Consider the following 23,756-nt stretch of genomic DNA (forward strand, 5'->3'; position numbering starts at 1 on the left):
CCAATAGCTGTCCACGCCGCCTCACGGGCGTCAGCCGTCTCTTTTACCTCTGATCAATCAATGAAAATCGCGATAGTTGGCGCCGGCATCATCGGCGTCACCACCGCCTGGGAACTGGTCTCCGACGGCCATGAAGTGACCGTGTTCGAGCGCCGCGGCGCCGCGGCCGAAGAAGCCAGTTTCGCCAATGCCGGCGTGGTTGCGCCAGGCTACGTCACGCCGTGGGCTGCGCCGGGCATGCGAATGAAGGTGCTGCGCTCGCTGCTCTCCTCGCACGGCGCCATCAAGCTGCGCTGGCCGCTGGGCGCGCGCGACCTCGGCTGGATGTCGCGCTGGCAAAAAGCCTGCAAGCTCGAGACCTACCTCGCCAACCGCGCCCGCATGCAGCGCCTCGCCTTCTACAGCCGCACCCGGCTGCACGAAGTGAGCGAAGCGCGCGAGCTCAGCTATGAACGCAGCGACGGCTACCTCGTGCTGCTGCGCTCCAAGCGTGAGAAAAAGCTGATTCAGCCGGGCCTCGAAGTGCTGCGCACGGCCGGCAGCGTGTTCCGCGAAGTCGATGCCGACGAAGCCCGCCGGATCGAACCCGCACTCAACGCCGACACGCCGTTGGCAGGCGCTATCCACCTGCCGGAAGACGAAGTCGCCAATTGCCGCCAGTTCGCGTTGCTGCTCAAGTGGGAGGCCGAGGCGCTCGGCGCGCAGTTTCATTTCAACTGCGACATCGCGCCGCTCAGCCGCGCGGCACCCACCTCGCTGTCGCTTGCCAGCGGCTCGGAGGCGTTGCGTTTCGATGCCGTCATCGTGTGCGCAGGCCTCGCCTCGGCGACGCTCTTGCGCCCGCTGGGCCTGCGAATTCCGCTCGCGCCGGTTTACGGCCACTCGGTCAGCGCGCCGGTGCGCGAGCCGCTCAATGCACCGCGCAGCGCGGTGATGGACGAGCGCTACAAGGTCGCCATCTCTCGCCTGGGCCAGCGTGTGCGCGTGGCCGGCAGCGCCGAGATCGGCGGCTCGCTCGACACGATGAATCCGGCCGCGATCCAGACGCTTTACAAGGTGCTGCACGACTGGTTTCCGGGCGCCGCGACGCTGCAATCGGGCGTGCAACAGTGGAAAGGCGCGCGGCCGATGCTCCCCGACGGTCCGCCGGTGTTGGGCGCCAGCGGCATCCCCGGCGTGTGGCTCAACCTCGGGCACGGCTCGAGCGGCTGGGCGTTGTCGTGCGGCAGCGCGCGCGTGCTGGGCGACCTGATCGGCGGACGCGACCCGGGCGTCGATCTCGAAGGCCTGGGCGTCGAACGGCTCAGTCTTTAGGGTCCCACCGCCGAAGCATTTCCGGGCTCGGCGGCTGCTCGACCGGCAGGTCGGGGGCTGCTGGCGGCCTGAGCTTCTCGGCGGTCCACGCCAGCAGCGCAGGCGCCACGAGCGCAAAGAAAACAAGGCACAGCAGATCGGCGCCCATCATCAGCCAACGCTGCATGGTGGAAAGTCCCTCGACCGGCAGGTCGAACCAGCGGATTACACCGACGCCATAAGCGACACCCCCGACCCAGGCCACATCGCGCAGCGGCACCCAACGCCTCACTTCGGCGAGCAAGAAGGTGCCCCACACGAGGCTCAGCAAGCCGAGCGACCACGCCACGCCAGCGATCCATGCCAGCGTCGCGGCTACGAAAAAGACGATCCCCGCAAGCAGCAGGACCAGCAGCCGGCCAAGGCTCTTGAGCTTCATCCGTCGATCATAGGACGGCAAAATGCCTCGATGCACCGCATCACCCCCGCCACCGTCGCCGACCTGTTCGACATCGCGGCAACGCGCCGCATCGAACAGGCTGCAGCTGCCGCCCTCGCCCCCCACACGCTGATGCAGCGCGCAGGACTTGCCGTGGCGCGGCTCGCGATGTCGATCGCGCCGCATGCGCGCACGATCTGGATCGCCTGCGGTCCGGGCAACAACGGCGGCGATGGCTTCGAGGCCGCGGCGCAATTGCAGCACCGCGGCTTCATGCCAATCGTCACTTTCGTGGGCGACGAAAACCGCCTGCCGCCCGATGCAAAGGCATCGCTGCAGCGTGCCCGCGACGCCAGCGTCATCTTTGCGCAGAAGCCGCCCGCCGAATACGAGCTGGCGATCGATGCGCTGCTCGGCATCGGATCAACCCGCCCGCCCGAAGGCGTCATGGCCGAGTGGCTGCGGGAGATGGATGCAAAGAGCCAGCCGGTGCTCAGCGTTGATGTGCCGTCCGGGCTGAACGCGGACACGGGCGCGCTGTCGGGCAGCACCGGAGCCCATGCGAATACAGCCCGCTTCTGCGTGACCTTCCTGACTCTCAAGCCCGGCCTCTTCACCGCGCATGGCCGCGATGCAGCAGGCACCGTGTGGTTCGACGACCTCGGCTGCGGCGCCACCGCCGAGCCGCCGACCGCCCGCCTGGTAGGCGTCCCCAAAGCGCAGGCCCGCACCCACGCGTCGCACAAGGGCAGCTATGGCGATGTCGCAGTGATCGGAGGAGCGTCGGGCATGGCGGGCGCCGCGTTGCTGGCCGGATCGGCCGCGCTGCATGCAGGGGCCGGCCGCGTGTTCGTCGGGCTGCTCGATCCGAGCGCTGCGCCGGTGGACACAGCACAACCCGAGTTGATGCTTCGCGACGCCAGCGCGCTCGACCTCTCGGGCATGACCGCAGTCTGCGGCTGCGGCGGTGGCACGGACGTTCGCTCGGTGCTGCCGCGCGTGCTGGCGACGGCGGCTGCACTGGTGGTCGATGCCGACGCGCTCAACGCCATCGCAACCGACAGCGCGTTGCAGGCGCAGCTGGCATCACGCGCGCGGCGCGGAAGGCCGACCGTGATCACGCCCCATCCACTGGAAGCAGCGCGTCTGCTGGGTTGCACTGCCGGCGACGTTCAGGCGGATCGGCTGGCGGCGGCGCGCCAACTCGCGTCGCGCTTCGGCGTCGTCGCTGTGCTCAAGGGCTCGGGCACGGTGATCGCCGACGACAGCGGCGCGCCGGCGGTGCTCAATCTCACAGGCAATGCGCGGCTTGCGACTGCCGGAACCGGCGATGTGCTGGCCGGCATGATCGGCGCCGCGCTGGCAGCGCAGCAACCGGCATTCGAGGCGGCATGCGAAGCCGTCTGGCGGCATGGCCACATCGCCGACACGTGGCCAACGAATGCGGCTCCGCTCACGGCTGGCACGCTGGCCCGCCAGGCGCCCTTCTGACAGCTTTTTAGCCGCGCCCGACGAAGGGCATCTTCGTCGCCATGATCGTGTGGAACAGCACGTTGGCTTCCAGCGGCAGGTTCGCCATGTAGAGCACCGACTGGCCCACGATCTTCACGTCGATCAGCGGCTCGATCGCGAGTTCGCCATTCGCTTGTGGCACACCCGTGGCCATACGGGAAGCCAGCTCTGTCATCGCATTGCCAACGTCGACCTGGCCCACGGCGATGTCGTACTTGCGGCCATCGAGTGACGCGGTCTTGGTCAGCCCCTCGACTGCATGCTTGGTCGCCGTGTATGCAATCGAATTCGGACGCGGCGCGGTGGCCGAGATGGAACCGTTGTTGATGATGCGGCCGCCCATCGGCACCTGCGCCTTCATCGTGCGGAACGCCTGCTGGATGCAGAAGAACATGCCGGTGAGATTGATGTCGACCACGCCCTGCCACTGTGCGGGCGTCCAATCCTCGAACGGGCCCGGCGGGTTGCCCACGCCGGCGTTGTTGAACAGCAGGTCGACGCGGCCGTAGCGCTCCACCGTGGCGGCGAAGAGCGACTGCACCGATTCGGCATTCGACACATCGGTCGGCACCGCGAAGGCGCGCGCACCGGCGCCCGACTCCTCGGCCACCTGCTCCAGCGGTTCGAGGCGACGGCCCGCAAGGACCACGCTCCATCCATCGCCCAGCAGCGCCAGTGCGGCGGCCCGGCCAATGCCGGAACCCGCGCCCGTGACGATCGCGATGCGGCCCTTGTTGTTGCTTTCAACGCTCATGCTCAATGTCTCCTTCTAGGCTTGTCTGTCGTACAGATTTTTTTGAGGGTCATCCGCGGCGCGGCTTGCGCCCCTTCATCTTGTTGGCGGCCTTCTTGACCGCCGACTTGAAGGCCTGCATCGCCGACTGCGGCCCGGCGGCAACGGCAGCGGTGCTGCGCTCCACCCGCTGGTCGCTGGTGGCCGCCTCCGCCTTGTGGCGCGAACCGCGCTTGGCCGACGCCTTGACCGGCACGCCGGATGCGGCACCCTTGTCCTTCATGGCCCGCGTCGTCAGGTCTTCGCCTTCGCGCACAAGGCGAAAGTCGATCTTGCGGCCGTCCAGATCGACGCGGCTCACCTGTACCCGAACCCGCGTGCCGATGGCGTAGCGGATACCGGTGCGCTCGCCGCGCAATTCCTGGCGCATCTCGTCGAACTTGAAGTATTCGCCGCCGAGCTCGGTGATGTGCACCAGGCCCTCGACGTACATCGCGTCGAGCGTGACGAAGATGCCGAAGGTCGTGGCCGCACTGACCACGCCGCCGTATTCCTCGCCCAGATGCTCGCGCATGTACTTGCACTTGAGCCAGGCCTCGACGTCACGGCTGGCCTCGTCGGCGCGACGCTCGTTGGCGCTGCAATGCAGGCCTGCGGCTTCCCATGCCAGTACTTCCTTGGTCGGCGCGATGGTCGCCTTTTGCGGCTTGTTCGTTGGCGCCTTCACGCGCGAAGCGAGGCGCTTGGCCAGCTTGGCGTGCGCCTCGCCGGGGGTCGGCAGCATCGGCAACTGGTAGCGCGTCTTCGTGAGGATCGCCTTGATCACGCGGTGCACCAGCAAGTCGGGATAGCGACGGATCGGGCTGGTGAAATGCGTGTACGCCTCGTAAGCCAGCCCGAAGTGGCCGCTGTTGAACGGCGTGTAGATCGCCTGCTGCATCGAACGAAGCAGCATGGTGTGGATCTGCTGCGCGTCGGGGCGCTCCTTGGTGGCTTCGGCAATCGCCTGAAACTCGCCGGGCTTCGGATCGTCGGTGATGCTGAGGCCCACGCCCATGGCCTTCAGGTAGCCGCGCAGGATTTCCTTTTTCTCCGGCGTCGGACCTTCGTGCACGCGGAACAGGCCCGGGTGCTTGCCTTCGGCGATGAAGTCCGCGCTGCAGACGTTGGCCGCGAGCATCGCTTCTTCGATGAGCCGATGCGCTTCGTTGCGCGTGCGCGGCACGATCTTCTCGATGCGGCCGGCGTCGTCGCAGATGATCTGCGTCTCGGTGGTTTCGAAGTCGACCGCACCGCGCTTGCCGCGCTGCTTGAGCAGGGCCTTGTAGACGTCGGCGAGGTTCAGCAGGTCCTTGACGCGATCCTTGCGTTTCGCAGCCTCGGGGCCGCGCGTGTTGCCGAGGATCGCAGCCACCTCGGTGTACGTGAAGCGCGCGTGGCTGAACATGACGGCCGGATAGAACTGGTACGCGTAGATCTCGCCATCGGCAGCCACGAGCATGTCGCACACCATGCAGAGGCGTTCGACCTCGGGGTTCAGCGAGCACAGGCCATTCGACAGCTTCTCGGGCAGCATCGGAATGACGCGGCGCGGAAAGTAGACGCTGGTGGCACGGTCGTAGGCATCGATGTCGATCGCCGAGCCGGTCCGCACATAGGCGCTGACGTCGGCGATCGCGACGAGCAATCGCCAGCCCTTGCCGCGGCCCACCTTGGCGGGCTCGCAGTACACGGCATCATCGAAGTCGCGGGCGTCCTCGCCATCAATGGTGACGAGCGGGATGTCGGTGAGATCGACGCGCCCCTTCTTGTCGGCGGGGCGAACCTTCTCGGGCAAGGCCTTGGCTTCGGCCAGGCATTCCGCGGAAAACTCATGCGGCACGCCGTACTTGCGCACGGCGATCTCGATCTCCATGCCGGGGTCGTCGATCTCGCCCAGCACTTCTTTCACACGGCCGACGGGTTGGCCGAAAAGCGCGGGCGGCTCGGTGAGCTGCACCACAACCACTTGGCCCACCTTGGCGGGGCCGGTCGCACCCTTGGGAATCAGGACGTCCTGCCCATAGCGCTTGTCTTCAGGGGCTACGAGCCAGATGCCGCCCTCGTGCAACAGGCGGCCGATGATCGGTTGCTCGGGACGCTCGACGATCTCGACCACGCGTCCTTCGGGACGACCGCGGCGGTCCTGGCGCACGACGCGCGCCTTGACGCGATCCTTGTGCAAAACCGCGCGCATCTCGTTCGGGGGCAGGTAGATGTCTGCCTCGCCGTCATCGCGTTGCACGAAGCCGTGACCGTCGCGATGTCCTTGAACAGTGCCTTCGAATTCGTCCAGCAAGCCGCTGGAATTGACATTATTTTTGATATGATCTCCTTCTTTCCTGAAATTCAAAACGTACTTGCTTTTGCAGGTATGTGGGCCCAGATGGCGGAATTGGTAGACGCACTAGTTTCAGGTACTAGCGAGTAACATCGTGGAGGTTCGAGTCCTCTTCTGGGCACCAAGTTTAAACAGACCCTCATCGGGTCTTTCGATTCAAGCCACCGGTCTCCGGTGGCTTTTTTCTTGCCTGCTCGAGTTGGAGCCGGCATTGAGCAGCCCACGAATTCCTTCGTCGCGGCGAAATCGCAGCATTCGATTTGGTATACTCGTGGGCTTTCCTGAAATGCCCAGATGGCGGAATTGGTAGACGCACTAGTTTCAGGTACTAGCGAGTAACATCGTGGAGGTTCGAGTCCTCTTCTGGGCACCAGAGTCAAGCAGACCCCTACCAGGTCTTTCGAATGAAGCCACCGGCATCCGGTGGCTTTTTTCTTGCCTGTTCGAATCATCAAATCGGCAGCGCAATCAGGTCATGCCCTTCGGCGCCAACGATGCGCGCGCGGGTGAACTCACCAACCTTCAGCGTCTTGCTGATCTTCTCGGGCGGCAGCAGCCGCACAGTGCCGTCGATCTCCGGTGCGTCGGCGTAGGTGCGCCCAACACCGCCCTTGCGACCCATGCCCGGCGCGGAATCGACCAGCACCTGCATCGTTGCGCCGATGCGGCGTTGCAGCTTGGCGATCGACACGGCTTCGGCCACTTCCATGAAGCGGGCGCGCCGCGCTTCACGCTCGGCCTCCGGCAGCATGCCGGGAATGTCGTTGGCGGTTGCACCTTCAACCGGGCTGTAAGCAAAGCAACCGGCGCGATCGATTTCGGCCTCGCGGATGAAGTCCAGCAGATGCTCGAACTCCTGCTCCGTCTCGCCAGGGAAGCCGGCGATGAAGGTGCTGCGGATCACGAGCTCCGGGCACACCTCGCGCCAGCGCGCGAGCCGCTCCAGGTTCTTCTCGCCGCTCGCAGGACGCTTCATGCGCTTGAGCACGTCGGGATGGCTGTGCTGCAGCGGCACGTCGAGGTAAGGCAGCACCTGGCCGCTCGCCATCAACGGGATGATCTCGTCGACGCTCGGGTACGGGTACACATAGTGCAGACGAACCCAAGCACCATAAGGCTCGGCGATTTCGCCAAGCGTGCGCACCAGTTCGAGCATGCGGGTCTTGACCGGCTTGCCATCCCAGAAACCGGTGCGGTACTTCACGTCGACGCCGTAGGCGGACGTGTCCTGGCTGATCACCAGCAGTTCTTTCACGCCACCCTCGAACAGGGCCTTGGCCTCGCCGAGCACATCACCCACCGGCCGCGACACGAGGTCGCCGCGCATCGACGGGATGATGCAGAAAGTGCAGCGGTGATTGCAGCCTTCGCTGATCTTCAGATACGCGTAATGGCGCGGCGTCAGCTTGAGGCCGGCGATGCCGAAGTTGTTCGGCACCAGGTCGATGAAGGGATCGTGCGGCTTGGGCAGGTTGGCATGCACCGCATCCATCACCTCTTGCGTGGCATGCGGACCGGTCACGGCCAGCACGCTCGGGTGCATCTGGCGCACCAGGTTGCCGCCTTGGTCGCCGGTCTTGGCGCCCAGGCAGCCGGTGACGATCACGCGGCCGTTCTCGGCCAGCGCTTCACCGATGGTGTCCAGGCTCTCCTTCACGGCGTCGTCGATGAAGCCGCAGGTGTTGACGATCACCAGATCGGCACCTTCGAAAGTCTTGGAGGTTTGGTAACCCTCAGCGCTCAGACGGGTCAGGATCAACTCGGAATCGGTCAGTGCCTTGGGGCAGCCAAGGCTCACAAAGCCGACCTTGGGGGCGGTCGATGTGGTCGTTCGTTCGGGGGAGGCAACTTCGCTCATATGCCTCTATTGTCCCAGCTATCGGTGACAACCGGGCAATCATTGGGCAAGCCCCGCGTCGGTGCGACCCGAAGGCGCTCAGGGACGCTTGATGCCAAAGGCCCCCAGCACCTGTTCGGTGTTTTTCTGCATCTGCTCCTGCATCTGCAGGAAGACATTCTTGGATTGCTCGACGTAGTTGCCCATGAGGCCCTGGAGCATCGGCGACTGCATGGTCATGAATTTCGACCACATCTCGGGCGTCAGGCCCTCGGCCTTGTCGGCGAGCTGGGCCTGCACTTCGGTCATCGCCTGGATGTTTTTCTCGAGGTATGGCCCCATGTAGCCCTGCATCGCCTGACCATAGAAACGGATGATGTTGGCCAGCACCTGCTCGGTGAACATCGGCGCCCCACCCGCTTCTTCTTCCAGAATGATCTGCAGCAGGATGCTGCGCGTGAGATCGTCGCCGGTCTTGGCATCGCGCACCACAAACTGAGCGTTCTGGATGACCAGCTGCTTCACCTCGGTCAGCGTGATGTACGTGGATGTCTCGGTGTCGTAGAGCCTTCGGTTGGGGTATTTCTTGATCACACGCTGTACCGGTTTGACCCCGGACTTCTTGCTCTGCACTGCGGACTCCTTCACATGGACGCCCATGTCATCGGATGATTCTAGGGAGCGGTTTTGCTGCATCGCGACAAGGTTTACCCTGACCGCGCGCCGCACTTCAGCCCCGCGATGTCGCGTACTCGGCGCCGCATGCGTGGCAGGCGGCTGTTTCGGGGCGTTCTTCGGTCGCCTCGCGAAAGCGAAGCGGATTCTTGTGACCATAGACCACCCAGCATCGCGGGCAGTGCTCTTGCCCCGCGGTCGGCAGATACGCGCGGGCGCGTTGTTCGGCACGCTCCTCAGTCACCGCCACGCCTTGCCGAAGGGCTCGCGCCACTTCGCGCGCGGCCATGGTGTCGGTACGGCCGCTCGCTTGGTCGTTAATGCCGTAGACCGCACGCGCAAACTCGATGGGCGCCTGCCGCAACAGTGCGGCAATGCGTGCGCCAACATGAGCCCGATCAACCAGCGTTGATCGCGTATTCATCGGATCGCTTGTCAAGAAATTGGAGAGGGGATTGCGGAGCGACCAAGGTAGCACAACAACATGGCCATGGTCTTTTTCTGCATCACCACAAGGGACGATTGAAACACCGGGGAACCCGGTGAAAGCTCTGTTCAACAGACCGGTGGTTGGCCGGAAGCTGAACAGAAATTGGTAGGCGCGATTGGACTCGAACCAACGACCCCCACCATGTCAAGGTGGTGCTCTAACCAGCTGAGCTACGCGCCTAAGGATGTGTCCGAGAAGCAGCTATTGTAGCAGGAGAAAACACGCTTTTTAGCGGCGACGTGCAGATCGCACACCAACAACTGCAGTGACGATGCCAAGCACCTGCGTCAGCCGCGCTGCATCGGCGATTTCCACGGTGAACGTCATCCACGCCGTGCCCTTCACCGATTGCGTCTGCACACCGATCACGTTCATCTTTTCTCGAGCGAACACATCGGAGATATCGCGCAGCAAGCCTTGACGGTCGGCTGCCTCGACAGCGACATCGACCGCATAGACCGGCGCATCGCCGCCCTTCTTCGTCGCACCCCATTCGACATCGATCACACGTTCGCCATCGCGCGTGGCCATCATGCGGAAGTTGCTGCAATCGCTGCGGTGCACGCTGACGCCGTGGCCGCGCGTCACGAAGCCGCCGATGGCATCGGGCGGCGCGGGCTTGCAGCACTTGGCGAGCTGCGTCATCAGTGACGACACGCCCACCACCAGCACGCCGCCCTTGCCGGACTTCTCGCTGCCGCGCGCCTTCTTGATCTGCACGCCGTCGTCGGGGTTCGGTGCCGGCTCCGGCGGACGCAGCAGCGTCTCGATGTTGCGCAGGGAGAACTCGTCCTTGCCCACCACTTCGAACAGATGGTCCGCCGACTTGAAACCGAGCTGCGAAGCCAGGTCCTCGAGCCGCATGGCCGTCTTCCCTTCACGCTGCAGCAGCTTCTCTACCGCTTCGCGTCCGCGTGCGACGGTCTCGTGCGTGATCTGCGCGTTGAACCATGCGCGCACCTTGGCGCGCGCGCGATGACTCGCCAGATAGCCCAGTTCGGCGTTGAGCCAATCGCGCGACGGGCCGCCTTCCTTGGCTGCAATGATCTCGACTGTCTGCCCATTCGACAGCGGCGTGTTGAGCGGCACCATCGCGCCATCGACGCGAGCACCGCGGCAGCGATGGCCCAGCGTGGTGTGCACCGTATAGGCAAAGTCCACCGGCGTCGCGCCTTGCGGCAACTCGACGATGGCCGCATCGGGCGTCAGCACATAGATGCGGTCGTCGAAAAGGCCCTGCCCTTGCAAGCCGCCGGAAAGATCGCGCTCCCACGCCAGCAGTTGCCGCAGCACCGCGATCTTCGCGTCGTACTCGCCGCTCGCCCAGACGCCCGCGTAGCCCTTATGCCCCGCTTCCTTGTAGGCCCAGTGCGCCGCCACGCCATGCTCGGCATGGTCGTGCATCTCTTCTGTGCGGATCTGAATCTCGATCGGCTTGCCCGGCTTGCCGTCGACCAGCTCGCGCACCACGGTGTGCAGCGACTGGTAGCCGTTCGGCTTGGGCCGCGCAATGTAGTCGTCGAACTCCTCGTCGATCGGCTGGAAATGCGTGTGCACCCAGGCCAGCGCCGCATAGCAGTCCTTCACGTCCGCCACCACCACGCGCAGCGCGAGGATGTCGAACACCTGCGCGAAGTCGAGCGACTTGCCGCGCATCTTCTTGACGATGCTGTAGATGTTCTTGGGCCGCCCCTGCACCGTGGCGTGCACGCCCTCGGCCTGCAGTTCGCGTTCGAGTTCCGAGCGCAATTGCTCGATGTGGCCTTCACGCTCGATGCGCTTCTCGTCGAGCAGGCGCGCAATGAGCTTGTAGGTTTCAGGCTCGATGAAGCGGAACGAAAGATCCTCGATCTCCCACTTCACCTGCCAGATGCCCAGCCGGTTGGCCAGCGGCGCGAACACCTGCAGCGACTCGCGCGCCACGCTCTCGGGCGCCGGCTGCTTGCTGGCCGCCGCATGGCGCAAAGTCTGGAGGCGCGACGCAAGCCGCAGCATCACGACGCGCAGATCGCGCGAGAACGCCAGCAGCATCTTGCGCACGTTCTCGGTCTGCGCACCGGCGCCTTCGATGTGATGTCCCTGCGACGCCGATCGGGCCTGCTCCTGCACGCGCACCAGCTTGGTGGTCTCGACCGCGAGCGCCGCGAAGTTATCGCCGAACACCTTGGCGATCACCTCCTGCGGCCGATTCAGGTGCTGGCACGAATAGACGAGATAACTCGCCGCCTGCATGGCCTCGGAGCCGCCCATCTTCGCGACGATGGCGGCCACCGCATCGGCATGCGCCAGGGTGTTCTCGCCGGTGTCGAGTTTTTCATCAGCGATCAGCGGTTCGGCAAATGCGCGGGCGCGCGCGAGCATGTTCTCGATCACCGGCGTGCGGTCGGCCGTCGCCGCGGACAACGGATAGTCGACCACGGCGGTATCGGACAAGGGCGCCGTCTGCAGGCTCGATGACTCGCGCTTCACGCTTTCACCCCATCAATCGAACAGGAAGGAAGTGACGACGGCGACTTGCGCGGGATCGATGAAGGTCGGCGCATGGCCCACACCTTCGAACTCGACCAGCGCCGCCTTCGGGCCGCGCTGCGTCATGGCTTGTGCCGTCTCGCGCGAGAGCAAGTCCGATACGGCACCGCGCGTCACCAGCGTGCGCGCGGTGATGGCGTCGTACAGGCTCCACATGATCGCGCCGCCCTGGGCAGCCGCTTCTGGCGTGATGGCGCGCAGCGCCACGGCGATGGCCGGGTCGTAATGCAGCAGCCACTGGCCATCGCCTGCGTCGTTGCCGGCTTCGATCTTGGCGGCACCATCGGCCGCGCGCTGCGAAGCGGGCACCACCATGTGCTGCGAGAGCGCGAGCCATTGCTCGGGCGTGTGCGGACCGAAGCTGGTCGAGATTGCCCACATCGCATCGGCCGCTTCTTTCACGCTGCTGTAGCGACCGCCCTGCCCCACATAGGCTGCGATGCGCTGAAGCGCGACAGGCTCGATCGTTGGACCGACATCGTTCGCGATGAAGCGGCGCACCGGCCGCGCCAACGGCAGATCCTTGTGGCCCGCCAGTACGAAGCCGATCAGCCCGCCCATGCTGGTGCCGAAATAGTCGAGCGTGTCGAGCGCCTGTTCGCGTTGCAACTGCGCAATCAGCGCCACCATGTCGGCCGCATAGACCGGCACTTGATAAAAGGCGGGATCGCGCAGCCAGTCGCTGCGCCCGCGCCCCACGACATCGGGGCAGATCACCCGCACATCACCGCCCGCACGCGCAACGATGGCCTGTGCCAGCACGTCGAAGTCCCGACCTTGCCGGGTGAGCCCGTGAACGCAAACCACGACATGCGCGCTGCGCTCGTCGCCCCATTGCCAATAGGCCATGCGATGGCCGCCTTGGGCGTCGTCGCATGCCACGTAATGAAGCGTCGGTTCGGTCATGAAAACGGGAAGGTCGTGGTGCGGATAATGGTCTCGTTGCATCCTAATTCATCCGGAGATTGATCTTCATGCTCAAAGGCAAAACCGCGCTTGTCACGGGGTCCACCAGCGGCATTGGCTTCGCCATTGCCAAGGCTCTCGCCCAGCAAGGCGCACACATCGTGCTCAACGGCTTCGGCGATGCCGAAACGCCCAAGTCCCAGATCGAAGCGCTCGGCGTTCGCGCCGAATACCACGGCGCCGACATGAGCAAACCCGGCGAGATCGAGGACATGATGAAGTTCGCCGCGTCGAAGTTCGGCCGTGTCGACATCCTCGTGAACAACGCCGGCATCCAGCATGTCGCCAAGGTCGAGGATTTCCCGGTCGAACGTTGGGACGCGATCATCGCGATCAACCTCACCAGCGCGTTTCATACGACGCGCCTCGCGATCCCTGCGATGCGCGAAGCCAATTGGGGCCGCATCGTCAACGTCGCATCGGCCCATGGCCTCGTCGCCTCGGCGCAGAAATCGGCCTATGTGGCGGCAAAGCACGGCATCGTCGGCTTCACCAAATCGGTCGCGCTCGAAACCGCGACCACCGGCATCACCAGCAACGCGATCTGCCCCGGCTGGGTGCTGACGCAGCTCGTGCAAAAGCAAATCGACGACCGCGCGGCCCGCGAAAGCATCTCGGCCACGCAGGCGCAAAACGATCTGCTGGGGGAGAAGCAGCCCTCGCTGCAGTTCACGACGGTCGAACAACTCGGCGGACTCGCGGTCTTCCTGTGCTCGCCCGCCGCCGACCAGGTGCGTGGCGTGGCCTGGCAAATGGACGGCGGCTGGACAGCGCAATAAAGCGCCGTCCAGCGGGGCCTGCGCTCTTTACTTGAGCTGCACCGACCCCGACACGTTCACGATCACGCTGGTTTTGCCGGCTTCGACCGGCACGGCCGAATCGGCCGAGAACGACTTGGCCTGCATCGCCATCACCCGTGGACGCGGTCCACCGTCGTTCGCGTTCACCGACACCTCGCGCAGCGTATAGCCGCCGAAGCCAAAGCCCTTGGCCAGCTCGTTGGCCTTCTGCTTGAAGTTCTCGATCGCGATGTTCTGGGCTTCGGTCTCGGTCTTGGCGCGCTGCTCGCGGCTCAGGCCGAAACCAACGTTGCCCACGCTGAGCGTGGTGATGCGGCCGGCCGTCTGCGTGATGCGCGGAAAGTCACGGCCTTCGAGCACCAGTTCGGTCGATCCCTGCCAGCCGTTGATCTTGCCGTCCTTGGTGTAGCGCGGCGAGAGGCTGAAGTTGCCGGTGCGCACGTCGAGCTGACCAGTTTGGGCATTCTTCTTGGCTTCGGTCAGCGCGGCATCGAGCGCGGCCTTGAGCTGGGTCTGCACCGTGGCCGCATCGGTCGCGTCGCGGGTGGTCACGAGCGTCATGCTCAACAGGTCCTGCTGGACCTCGACCGTGCCGGAAGCGGTGAGCTGCAGCACGTTCTGCGGTGCCGGGGTGACCACGTTCTGGGCCAGCGCGGAACCGGCGGCGGCCAGGGCGGCGCAAACCGCGAACAATTTGATTTTTTTCAAGACAAGGGACTCCCTAGATGGATGGCGAGGAACGCCCGCGCCCAGGCGCTCAGTGGCGCTGGCTGCGCGGCACGTTCAGCGCACGGGCGGCGGGCATCGGAGCCGGCGAGATCCGCTCGGCTGGCTGCGATTCTGCCGAATTCGCCATGGCGCCCACGCCCGGCGGCATCCACTGCCCCCGGATCTGCTGCCGCAACTCGAACAGCTCCCCGGCGGTCAGGCGTCGGCCGGCGGCGGCTTCCTCACGTCGGATTTCCTCTCGCTGCGCCGCCCGGTGGGCGGCCACGGCATCCCGCACTTCGCTGCGGCGCACCTCGCCGACCCTAAAAAAGTCACCGGAAACCGCCCATGTGGAACCACAGGCGCAGACAAGGAGCAATGGCAGTGCGGAAAAAGGAAGTCTCATCGAGTGTTGGTCATCAAGGCAGGGGAACTTTGCCACCGCTGCGCTAACGTCGGATGACCAGAGGGCGAGCTTCCGCAAGTTTTGTAACTTAGTGTCAAACCATAAGTAAATCCGGCTCGATGGGGTGCTAACGCCTTCAGAATCGGCGCTGTTACAAATTCAACGTTGTAGAAATGACTCAAGTTCCCGCTCGCACCGACAAGATCGTGATCGTCGACGACGACGCCCGCATCCGTGACCTGCTTCGCCGCTACCTGACCCAGGAAGGTTTCGAAGTGATCGTGGCCGAGGACGGCAAGGCGCTCAACCGCATCCTGTTGCGCGACACGGTCGACCTGATCGTGCTCGACCTGATGATGCCCGGCGAAGACGGCCTCTCCGTCTGCCGTCGCCTTCGCGCCGCCAACGACCGCACGCCGATCATCATGCTCACCGCCAAGGGCGAAGACGTGGACCGCATCGTCGGCCTCGAAGTCGGCGCCGACGACTACCTCGGCAAGCCCTTCAACCCCCGCGAACTGCTGGCACGCGTGCACGCCGTGCTGCGCCGCCGTCCGCCGCTCGAGGCCCCCGGCGCTCCCTCCACCGAGAACGAGACCGTCACCTTCGGCCCGTTCGCCTTCGACCTCGGCTCGCGCACGCTCAAGAAGGACGGCGAAGAGCTCTCGCTGACCACCGGCGAATTCGCGATGCTGAAGGCGCTGGTGCGCCATCCGCGCCAGCCGCTGTCGCGTGAAAAACTCGCCCAGTTGGCCCGCGGCCGCGAGTTCGAGCCCTTCGACCGCAGCCTGGACGTGCAGATCTCGCGCCTGCGCAAGCTGGTCGAATCCGACGCCGCGGCGCCGCGCTACATCCAGACCGTCTGGGGCGTGGGCTACGTGTTCGTGCCGGACGGCACGGCCTGAGCCGCCGCTGAGAGGTGGCCATCGGCCCATCTGCCAGACCCGGCCCCACGCAGGAGGACGGCGCGCAGGTCACGATGCCGAGCCCGCTGGAGGCCAGCGCGGCGCGTGACCGTCGCCCCGGCCTCAAGCTGGGCTTCAGCCTTTTCTGGCGCACTTTCTTTCTGCTCGCGCTGCTACTGATCGGCTGTACGGTCGCCTGGCTGCAGACGTTCCGCTCGCTCGAATACGAGCCGCGCGCCATTCAAACCGCCCACCAGATCGCCTCGCTCGTGAACCTCACGCGCGCGGCGCTGGTGTATTCGGACGCCATCACCCGGGTATCGCTGATCAAGACACTGGCCGACCAGGAAGGCGTGCGCATCCTGCCGCGCGAGCCCAACGACCGGTTCCAGCCCTACACCAGTGGCGCGCTCGACCAGCGCGTGACCGAAGAGCTGATCGACCAGCTCGGCGAAGGCACCACGGTGGCCAGCCGCGTGAACGACGAGGCGGGCCTGTGGATCGGCTTCACCATCGAGAGCGACACCTACTGGCTGCTGCTGGACCCCACGCGCTTCAGCCGCGTGGGCGGGCGCACCTGGCTGGTCTGGCTCAGCACCGCGATGGCGCTGTCGCTGGCCGGTGCGGCGCTGATCACGCGGCTCATCAACCTGCCGCTCAAGCAGCTGTCGCGCGCCACCATGCAGGTGCGCGAAGGCGAATACGAGGCGCACCGGCTCGATGAGCGCGCCCGCACCAACGAGATTCGCGCGGTCAACATCGGCTTCAACCGCATGGCCGACCAGCTCGCCAAGATCGAGCAGGACCGCGCCATCATGCTGGCCGGCATCTCGCACGACCTGCGCACGCCCCTCGCGCGCCTGCGGCTCGAAACCGAGATGAGCGTGGCCGACGAAGATGCGCGCGACCACATGGCCGCCGACATCGCCCAGCTCGACGCGATCATCGACAAGTTCCTCGACTACGCCCGGCCAGACCATGTCGATCCGCGGCCCGTGCTGCTGCGCGATGTGGTCGATGCCTGCACCTACGCCGTGCAGGACTACGAGGAGATGAACATCAAGGTCGAGGTCCCGCCCGACCTGCGGGTGCTGGGCGACGAGGTCGAGCTCACCCGCGTGATATCCAACTTGGTCGAGAACGCCCGCCGCTACGGCAAGACGCCGGCCACCGGCGTCGCGGACGTCACGATCCAGGCGCAGGCCAACAACGATGCGGTGCTGATCAAGGTGCGCGACCACGGCGCGGGCGTCGAGCCCGCCCTGCTCTCGCAGCTCACCAAGCCCTTCTTCCGCGGCGACGCGGCACGCACGTCGGCAGCGGGCGCGGGCCTGGGCCTGTCGATCGTGGCGAAGAACATCGAGCGCATGGGCGGCACCTTTGCGCTCACCAGCACGCCGGGGCGCGGGCTCGCGGCCCACATCCGCATGCCGCGCGCCATGCCGACGCCCAAGCCCGGTGAAGTACCGGGCGGCGGCAAGAAGCCCGGCTGATCCAGCCGCTCAGCGGTGGAGCAGAACGGCCGCGCGCGCTTCCATCGCGCGGCCCTCGCCCACCGGGCCGAGCTTCTCGGCCGTCTTGGCCTTCACGTTGACCTGCTCGAGCGCGATGCCCAGCGTGTCCGCGATGCGCTGGCACATGAGCGGAATGTGCGGCGCCAGCTTCGGCGCCTGCGCGATCACGGTGCTGTCGACGTTGCCGATCTCCCAGCCGGCGGCCCGCACGCGGCGTGCCGCTTCGGCCAGCAGCACGGCCGAATCGGCACCGCGGAATTGCACGTCGGTGTCGGGAAAGTGCCGGCCGATATCACCGAGTCCGGCACCGCCGAGCAGCGCATCGGTGATCGCGTGCAACAGCACGTCTGCGTCCGAATGCCCCAGCAGGCCGGTCGCATGCGGTACCTCGATGCCGCCCAGGATGAGCTTGCGCCCCGCCACGAGCTGGTGAACGTCCCAGCCCTCGCCGACACGGATGTTGAAGGGCGATGCAGTCGTCATGCGATGGCTTTCTTGCGGCCGAGCAAAACCGCCTCTGCCAGTGCGAAATCCTCGGGAAAGGTCACCTTGAAATTCTGGGCGCTGCCCGGCACCAGCAGCGGCGCGAGGCCGATGGCCTCGATGGCGCTGGCCTCGTCGGTCACCGCGTCGCCCACGCGCTCCAGCGCATCGAGCAGCATGCCGATGCGGAACATCTGCGGCGTCTGGGCGAGCCATTTGTCGGCCCGCGAGAGGGTCTGGGCCACGCGGCTGTCGGTCGAGGACACCTTCAGTGTGTCGGCCAGCCGGTGCGCCAACAGGCCGCCGACGGCGTCGTGCTCGCAGGCGGCGATCAGCGCTTCGATCTGACTGGAAGTGACGAGGCAGCGCGCCGCGTCGTGCACCAGCACCCAGTCGTGTGCCCCGGCACCCTTCTGCCGCAACGCGGCAAGGCCGTTGCGCACCGTGGCCGCCCGCGTCAGCCCGCCGACCTGCAGCAGGTATTCGCCGTCGCCGGGAAAACGCGGCAGCGCGGTCTGCACTTCACGGTCGTCCGGCGACACCACCACGGCCAGCCCGGCAAAACGCCCGGCTAGCGCGCGGAACGCCTCCACCGTATAGGCCACCATCGGCACGCCCGCGATCCGCTGGTACTGCTTGGGCTGGGCGCCACCCGCGCGATGGCCAGAGCCGGCACAAGGGATCAGCACAAAAAATCGGGAAGAAGACATTGATGAAGGCGGCACGGGCCAATGGCCGACAAGCGAATAAAGGGCCGCCATTCTAGAATTGCCCTCCGCACACCCCTCGCCGCCCGGCGCGGGGTGTCTTGCATTTTTCGAAGCGTTCCATGGACCTCCCCCACCTCACGGCGGGCAAGCGTTTCACGCTGCCGCGTCCCCCTCTGTCGGCCGATGCCCTGCTGCTCGCGCAGTTGGGCATGCGCGAGAAGGCCGCCGGCCGCGCCACCGCGATGTTCACGGCCGACGCCAACGATGCGCAGCGCCTCATCGACGAGATCAAGTTCTTCGCGCCCGACCTGCGCTGCGCCCTCTTCCCCGACTGGGAAACGCTGCCCTACGACAGCTTCTCGCCGCACCAGGACCTCATCAGCGAGCGCCTGGCCACCCTCTGGCGAATCAGCCAGAAAGAGGCCGACGTGGTGCTGGTGCCCGCCACCACCGCGCTCTACCGCCTCGCGCCGCCGGCGTTCCTGGCCGGCTACACCTTCCACTTCAAGTCCAAGCAGAAGCTGGAGGAGTCCAAGCTCAAGGCCCAGCTCACGCTGGCCGGCTACAGCCATGTGACGCAGGTGGTGAGCCCGGGCGAATACGCGGTGCGCGGCGGTCTGATCGACCTGTTCCCGATGGGCTCGCTGGTGCCGTTCCGCGTCGACCTGTTCGACGACGAGATCGACTCCATCCGCACCTTCGACCCCGACACCCAGCGCAGCCTCTACCCCGTGCCCGAGGTGCGCCTGCTGCCGGGCCGCGAGTTCCCGATGGACGACGACGCCCGCGCGCGCTTTCGCAGCCGCTGGCGCGAACTGCTCGAGGGCGACCCGACGAAGAGCCGCATCTACAAGGACATGGGCAATGGCGTGGCGACCGCCGGTATCGAGTACTACCTGCCGCTGTTCTTCGACGAGACGGCCACGGTGTTCGACTACCTCGGGCCCGATGCCACGATCGTGCTGCACGGCGACCTCGAACCCGCGTTCCAGCATTTCTGGCAGGACACGAACGAGCGCTACCGGCTGGTGCGCGGCGACCCCGAGCGCCCCGCGCTGCCGCCCGAGGCGCTGTTCCTCAATGCCGAGCAGTTCTATCAGCGCGCCAAGCCGCACGCCCAACTGGCCATCCGTGGCGACATCGCCACCGACACGCCCTACGCCGAGTTCGACACGCTCCCACCCTTTGCCGTGGTGCGCGGCGCCGAAGACCCGCTGGTCGGCCTGAAGGCCCACATCGCCGCCACGCCGCACCGCGTGCTGATGATTGCGGAAAGCGATGGCCGGCGCGAAAGCCTGCTCGACTTCCTGCGCGCGAGCGGCGTGAGCCCACCGGCCTTCGACTCTCTGGCCGAGTTCGAGGCGTCCACCGACGAGAAGATCGGCATCGTCACCGCCGCGCTGGCCTCGGGCTTCGCTTGGCGCGAGCAAGGCATCGATCTCGTCACCGAGACCGAACTCTTCGCGACCGCGCCCACCACGCGCCGCCGCAACAAGAAGCAGGAACAGGTCAGCGACGTCGAGGCGCTGATCAAGGATCTTTCGGAGCTCAACGTCGGCGACCCGGTGGTCCACACCGCGCACGGCATCGGCCGTTATCGCGGCCTCATGCACATGGACCTGGGCCAGGGCGTCGACGCCGAAGGCAAACCGCTGTTGCAGGAAATGCTGCACCTGGAATACGCCGACAAGGCCACGCTCTACGTGCCCGTGTCGCAGTTGCACCAGATCAGCCGCTACACCGGCGTGAGCGCCGACGAGGCGCCGCTGCACCGGCTGGGCTCCGGCCAATGGGAAAAGGCCAAGCGCAAGGCCGCCGAGCAGGTGCGCGACTCGGCCGCCGAACTGCTCAACATCTACGCCCGCCGCGCTGCGCGCGAAGGCCACGCCTTCCGCTATTCGGCCGCCGACTACGAGGTGTTCGCCAACGACTTCGGCTTCCAGGAAACCGCCGACCAGAAGGCCGCGATCCATGCCGTGGTGCAGGACATGATCTCGCCCCAGCCAATGGACCGCCTGGTCTGCGGCGACGTGGGCTTCGGCAAGACCGAGGTCGCATTGCGCGCCGCCTTCATCGCGATCACCGGCGGCAAGCAGGTGGCGTTTCTCGCGCCCACCACGCTCCTGGCCGAGCAGCACTACCAGACGCTGGTCGACCGCTTCGCCAAGTGGCCGGTGAAGGTGGCGGAAATGAGCCGTTTTCGCTCGGCCAAGGAAATCACGGCCGCCGCGAAAGGGCTGGCCGAGGGCCAGATCGACATCGTGGTGGGCACGCACAAGCTGCTCTCGCAGTCGGTCAAGTTCAAGAACCTGGGCCTGCTCATCATCGACGAGGAGCATCGCTTCGGCGTGCGCCACAAGGAGGCGATGAAGGCGATGCGCGCCGAGGTCGACGTGCTCACGCTCACTGCCACGCCGATTCCGCGCACGCTGGGCATGGCGCTGGAAGGCCTGCGCGACCTGAGCGTGATCGCCACCGCGCCGCAGCGGCGCCTGGCGATCAAGACCTTCGTGCGCAATGAGGGCACCGGCGTGATCCGCGAAGCCGTGCTGCGCGAATTGAAGCGCGGCGGGCAGGTCTACTTCCTGCACAACGAGGTCGAGACCATCGAGAACCGCCGCCAGAAGCTCGAAGAGATATTGCCCGAGGCCCGCATCGCCGTCGCCCACGGCCAGATGCCCGAGCGCGAACTGGAGCGCGTGATGCGCGATTTCGTCGCGCAGCGCTACAACCTCTTGCTGTGCTCGACCATCATCGAGACCGGCATCGACGTGCCCACCGCCAACACCATCGTGATGAGCCGCGCCGACAAGTTCGGCCTCGCGCAGCTGCACCAGTTGCGCGGCCGCGTCGGGCGCTCGCACCACCAAGCCTATGCCTACCTGATGGTGCCGGACACCGAGGGCCTGACCAAGCAGGCGGCGCAGCGGCTCGACGCCATCCAGCAGATGGAAGAACTGGGCTCCGGCTTCTACCTCGCGATGCACGACCTGGAAATTCGCGGCACGGGCGAAGTGCTCGGCGAGAACCAGAGCGGCAACATGATGGAGATCGGCTTCCAGCTCTACAACGAGATGCTGAGCGAGGCCGTGCGCGCACTCAAGGCCGGGCAGGAGCCCGACCTGCTCTCGCCACTGTCCGTCACGACCGAGATCAACCTGCACGCCCCCGCCCTCTTGCCCGACGACTACTGCGGCGACGTGCACCTGCGCCTGTCGTTCTACAAGAAGCTCGCCACCGCGAAGACGCCCGACCAGATCGACACGCTGCTGGAAGAAATCGTCGACCGCTTCGGCAAGCTGCCGCCGCAGGCGCAGACGCTCATCGACACGCACCGCCTGCGCGTGCTCGCGCGGCCCTACGGCGTGGTGAAGGTCGATGCGGCGCCGGGCATCATCAACATCACCTTCAAGAAGGACGCGCCGGTCGACGGCATGGCCATCATCCAGCTGGTGCAGAAGAACAAGCACATCAAGCTCGCCGGCAACGAAAAGCTTCGCATCGAACGCGAACTCAAGGAGCCGAAGGACCGCGCGCAGATGGTGCGCGACGTGCTGCGCAGCCTCGGTCAACCCCTCGTCAAGGAACCCGCCCCCGCATGAGCGCTACAGAAGCAATTTCTCCCGGTCTCGTCCTCCAGCGCGTGAAGCCGCCGCTGGCACTGGCCGACTTCAAGCTGATCGCGTTCGACATGGACTCCACGCTGATCAACATCGAATGCATCGACGAGATCGCCGATGCGGTCGGCAAGAAGGCCGAGGTGGCTGCGATCACCGAGGCCACGATGCGCGGCGAGATCAAGGACTTCAAGGAAAGCCTGCGCCGCCGCGTGGCGCTGCTGCAGGGCGTGCCGGTCGAAGCGCTGCAGCAGGTGTACGACGAGCGGCTGAAGCTCAACCCGGGCGCAACCGAACTGGTTGCAGCCTGCAAGAAGGTCGGCCTCAAGGTGCTGCTCGTATCGGGCGGCTTCACCTTCTTCGCGAACCGCGTGAAGGACCGGCTGGACATCGACTTCGCACGTTCGAACCTGCTCGATGAAACAGACGGCAAGCTCACCGGCCAAGTCGTGATGCAGAGCTGGGGCGACATTTGCGACGGCGCCGAGAAGCGTCGCACGCTGCTCGAAGTGGCCTCGCTCATGGGCATCTCGCCGCAGGAAACCATCGCCGTGGGCGACGGCGCCAACGACCTGCCGATGATGGGCGAGGCCGGGCTCTCGGTGGCCTATCACGCGAAGCCGAAGGTGCGGGAGCAAGCCATGGTCGCCATCAACGAAGGCGGGCTCGACAGGCTGCTGGAGATCTTGAAATGACCGACGCCAACGTGCCGCTCTACCGCGCCGACGCACTGCGGGACTACGCGAGCGCCCTGCTGCAGAAGGCCGGGCTCGCTGCAACGATGTCCGACAGCGTCGCCCGCACCCTGGTCGAGGGCGACCTGCTGGGACACGACACCCACGGCCTCGCGCTGCTGGCCGGCTATGTGAAGGAAATCGAATCCGGCGGCATGACGCGCGACGGCGCACCCGAGGTGCTGTCGGACCGCCCCGCCGCCGTGCTGTGGGACGGCAAGCGCCTGCCCGGCCCCTGGCTCATGGACCAGGGCATGGACCTGCTCGTTCCGCGCGCCCGCGAGCTCGGCACCGCCTCGCTCGTGATCCGCCGCAGCCACCACATCGCCTGCCTCGCCGTCTACATGCTGCGCGCGCTGCAGGAAGACATGCTGATGCTCTTGGCCTGCTCCGACCCGAATGCGGCCAGCGTCGCGCCCTTCGGTGGGACGCAGGCGGTGTTCACGCCGAATCCGCTCGCGATGGGCTTTCCACTCTCGCAGGGCGGCGTGATGGTCGATATCTCGGCCTCGATCACCACCAACGGCATGAGCAACCGCAAGCGCGCGGCCGGCGAGACCTTCGCTGAGGAATGGCTGATCGACGCCAGCGGCAAGCCGACGAACGACCCACAGGTGCTGTTCGACGAGCCGCCCGGCACGCTGCTGCCTGTGGGTGGGCTGAGCCATGGCCACAAGGGCTACGGCATGGCGCTGCTGGTGGAGACGCTGACAGCCGGGTTAGCCGGCTTCGGCCGCGCCGATCCGAAAGAAGGCTGGGGCGCGACGGTCCACATCACGCTGCACGACCTGAATGCATTCGGCGGCAAGGAAGCTTTCCTGCACCAGATGGACCACGTGGCGGCCCAGTGCCGGGACAACGCGCCCATCGACCCTGCGAAGCCGGTCCGGCTGCCGGGCGAAGGCGGGTTGAAGCGCCGGGAAGCGCAATCGAAGAACGGGGTGCGGCTGCACCCGTCGATTGCTCGCTCGCTGCAGGAAGCGGAGCAGCGCCACGGCCTGCAGCTCGCGCAGGCGCTTCTCTAG

General features: G+C 66.0%; 20 protein-coding genes and 3 tRNA genes. 10 read left to right on the forward strand and 13 right to left on the reverse strand.

The window, feature by feature from the left end:
* Positions 1-60 precede the first annotated feature (60 nt).
* Positions 61-1,314 (forward strand): D-amino acid dehydrogenase, encoded by a 1,254-nt coding sequence (locus tag QFZ83_RS14370; RefSeq protein ID WP_306876695.1) that lies wholly within the window; start codon positions 61-63, stop codon positions 1,312-1,314.
* Here QFZ83_RS14370 and QFZ83_RS14375 read toward each other — a convergent pair.
* A complete protein-coding gene (locus QFZ83_RS14375; RefSeq protein WP_307507473.1) occupies positions 1,304-1,732 on the reverse strand; it encodes a hypothetical protein in 429 nt (142 codons plus the stop codon). The two genes, QFZ83_RS14370 and QFZ83_RS14375, sit on opposite strands and share 11 nt — an antisense overlap.
* A 30-nt stretch (positions 1,733-1,762) precedes the next feature.
* Here QFZ83_RS14375 and QFZ83_RS14380 point away from each other — a divergent pair, with 30 nt between their 5' ends.
* Positions 1,763-3,223, forward strand: a complete 1,461-nt coding sequence (locus QFZ83_RS14380; protein WP_307507476.1) for an NAD(P)H-hydrate dehydratase — start codon at positions 1,763-1,765, stop codon at positions 3,221-3,223.
* A gap of 7 nt (positions 3,224-3,230) precedes the next feature.
* Here QFZ83_RS14380 and QFZ83_RS14385 read toward each other — a convergent pair whose 3' ends face one another.
* The gene (locus QFZ83_RS14385; protein ID WP_306876699.1) at positions 3,231-3,998 is read right to left on the reverse strand and encodes an SDR family oxidoreductase; all 768 of its coding nucleotides are present in this window, start codon (positions 3,996-3,998) and stop codon (positions 3,231-3,233) included.
* A gap of 49 nt (positions 3,999-4,047) precedes the next feature.
* Positions 4,048-6,315, reverse strand: a complete 2,268-nt coding sequence (gene rnr, locus QFZ83_RS14390; RefSeq protein WP_373425340.1) for a ribonuclease R — start codon at positions 6,313-6,315, stop codon at positions 4,048-4,050.
* Between the two features lie 81 nt (positions 6,316-6,396).
* On the opposite strand from rnr, the gene QFZ83_RS14395 reads away from it, so the two are divergent.
* Positions 6,397-6,481, forward strand: a tRNA-Leu gene (locus QFZ83_RS14395).
* Between the two features lie 164 nt (positions 6,482-6,645).
* Positions 6,646-6,730 (forward strand) — tRNA-Leu (locus QFZ83_RS14400).
* Positions 6,731-6,808: 78 nt separating this feature from the next.
* Here the strand turns inward: QFZ83_RS14400 and rimO are convergent.
* The 6 genes from rimO to QFZ83_RS14430 form a co-directional block, all read right to left on the reverse strand.
* The gene (gene rimO / locus QFZ83_RS14405; RefSeq protein ID WP_198787565.1) at positions 6,809-8,215 is read right to left on the reverse strand and encodes a 30S ribosomal protein S12 methylthiotransferase RimO; all 1,407 of its coding nucleotides are present in this window, start codon (positions 8,213-8,215) and stop codon (positions 6,809-6,811) included.
* Positions 8,216-8,293: 78 nt separating this feature from the next.
* Positions 8,294-8,854, reverse strand: coding sequence for a polyhydroxyalkanoate synthesis repressor PhaR (gene phaR, locus QFZ83_RS14410; RefSeq protein ID WP_013541748.1), 561 nt, complete (start codon positions 8,852-8,854; stop codon positions 8,294-8,296).
* Between the two features lie 70 nt (positions 8,855-8,924).
* Complete coding sequence (locus tag QFZ83_RS14415; protein WP_307507479.1) at positions 8,925-9,293, reverse strand: hypothetical protein; 369 nt, start codon at positions 9,291-9,293, stop codon at positions 8,925-8,927.
* Between the two features lie 169 nt (positions 9,294-9,462).
* A tRNA-Val gene (locus tag QFZ83_RS14420) sits at positions 9,463-9,539 on the reverse strand.
* A 48-nt stretch (positions 9,540-9,587) separates the two neighbouring features.
* Entirely contained in the window at positions 9,588-11,777 is a 2,190-nt protein-coding gene (locus QFZ83_RS14425) for a bifunctional (p)ppGpp synthetase/guanosine-3',5'-bis(diphosphate) 3'-pyrophosphohydrolase (RefSeq protein WP_306878048.1), read from the reverse strand.
* 63 nt (positions 11,778-11,840) lie between these two features.
* A complete protein-coding gene (locus tag QFZ83_RS14430; protein WP_306876701.1) occupies positions 11,841-12,836 on the reverse strand; it encodes an alpha/beta fold hydrolase in 996 nt (331 codons plus the stop codon).
* Between the two features lie 26 nt (positions 12,837-12,862).
* On the opposite strand from QFZ83_RS14430, the gene QFZ83_RS14435 reads away from it, so the two are divergent.
* Positions 12,863-13,633, forward strand: coding sequence for a 3-hydroxybutyrate dehydrogenase (locus tag QFZ83_RS14435; protein ID WP_307507482.1), 771 nt, complete (start codon positions 12,863-12,865; stop codon positions 13,631-13,633).
* 27 nt (positions 13,634-13,660) lie between these two features.
* On the opposite strand, the gene QFZ83_RS14440 is transcribed toward QFZ83_RS14435, so the two are convergent.
* Positions 13,661-14,362 carry an SIMPL domain-containing protein gene (locus QFZ83_RS14440; RefSeq protein WP_306876704.1) on the reverse strand — a complete coding sequence of 234 codons (702 nt, stop codon included), beginning with the start codon at positions 14,360-14,362 and terminating at the stop codon, positions 13,661-13,663.
* Positions 14,363-14,411: 49 nt separating this feature from the next.
* Positions 14,412-14,768 carry a hypothetical protein gene (locus QFZ83_RS14445; protein ID WP_041943717.1) on the reverse strand — a complete coding sequence of 119 codons (357 nt, stop codon included), beginning with the start codon at positions 14,766-14,768 and terminating at the stop codon, positions 14,412-14,414.
* A 173-nt stretch (positions 14,769-14,941) separates the two neighbouring features.
* Here QFZ83_RS14445 and ompR point away from each other — a divergent pair, with 173 nt between their 5' ends.
* Both ompR and QFZ83_RS14455 read left to right on the forward strand, forming a co-directional pair.
* A complete protein-coding gene (gene ompR / locus QFZ83_RS14450) occupies positions 14,942-15,673 on the forward strand; it encodes a two-component system response regulator OmpR (protein ID WP_007837017.1) in 732 nt (243 codons plus the stop codon).
* A 74-nt stretch (positions 15,674-15,747) separates the two neighbouring features.
* Positions 15,748-17,166, forward strand: a complete 1,419-nt coding sequence (locus tag QFZ83_RS14455; RefSeq protein ID WP_013541753.1) for a sensor histidine kinase — start codon at positions 15,748-15,750, stop codon at positions 17,164-17,166.
* 9 nt (positions 17,167-17,175) lie between these two features.
* On the opposite strand, the gene ispF is transcribed toward QFZ83_RS14455, so the two are convergent.
* The gene (gene ispF / locus QFZ83_RS14460; RefSeq protein ID WP_307507485.1) at positions 17,176-17,670 is read right to left on the reverse strand and encodes a 2-C-methyl-D-erythritol 2,4-cyclodiphosphate synthase; all 495 of its coding nucleotides are present in this window, start codon (positions 17,668-17,670) and stop codon (positions 17,176-17,178) included.
* Positions 17,667-18,380, reverse strand: a complete 714-nt coding sequence (gene ispD, locus QFZ83_RS14465; protein WP_307507488.1) for a 2-C-methyl-D-erythritol 4-phosphate cytidylyltransferase — start codon at positions 18,378-18,380, stop codon at positions 17,667-17,669. The genes ispF and ispD overlap by 4 nt, the downstream gene beginning before the upstream one ends.
* Positions 18,381-18,499: 119 nt before the next feature.
* On the opposite strand from ispD, the gene mfd reads away from it, so the two are divergent.
* The 3 genes from mfd to QFZ83_RS14480 are packed head-to-tail and all read left to right on the forward strand — an operon-like array spanning position 18,500 to position 23,756.
* Positions 18,500-21,982: a transcription-repair coupling factor gene (gene mfd, locus QFZ83_RS14470; RefSeq protein WP_307507491.1), complete on the forward strand. Its 3,483-nt coding sequence runs from the start codon at positions 18,500-18,502 to the stop codon at positions 21,980-21,982.
* Complete coding sequence (serB, locus tag QFZ83_RS14475; protein ID WP_307507493.1) at positions 21,979-22,692, forward strand: phosphoserine phosphatase SerB; 714 nt, start codon at positions 21,979-21,981, stop codon at positions 22,690-22,692. The genes mfd and serB overlap by 4 nt, the downstream gene beginning before the upstream one ends.
* A complete protein-coding gene (locus QFZ83_RS14480; RefSeq protein ID WP_307507496.1) occupies positions 22,689-23,756 on the forward strand; it encodes an Ldh family oxidoreductase in 1,068 nt (355 codons plus the stop codon). The genes serB and QFZ83_RS14480 overlap by 4 nt, the downstream gene beginning before the upstream one ends.

Origin of the sequence: Variovorax sp. W1I1, assembly GCF_030815625.1 — a bacterium.
Classification (GTDB): domain Bacteria; phylum Pseudomonadota; class Gammaproteobacteria; order Burkholderiales; family Burkholderiaceae_C; genus Variovorax; species Variovorax paradoxus_C.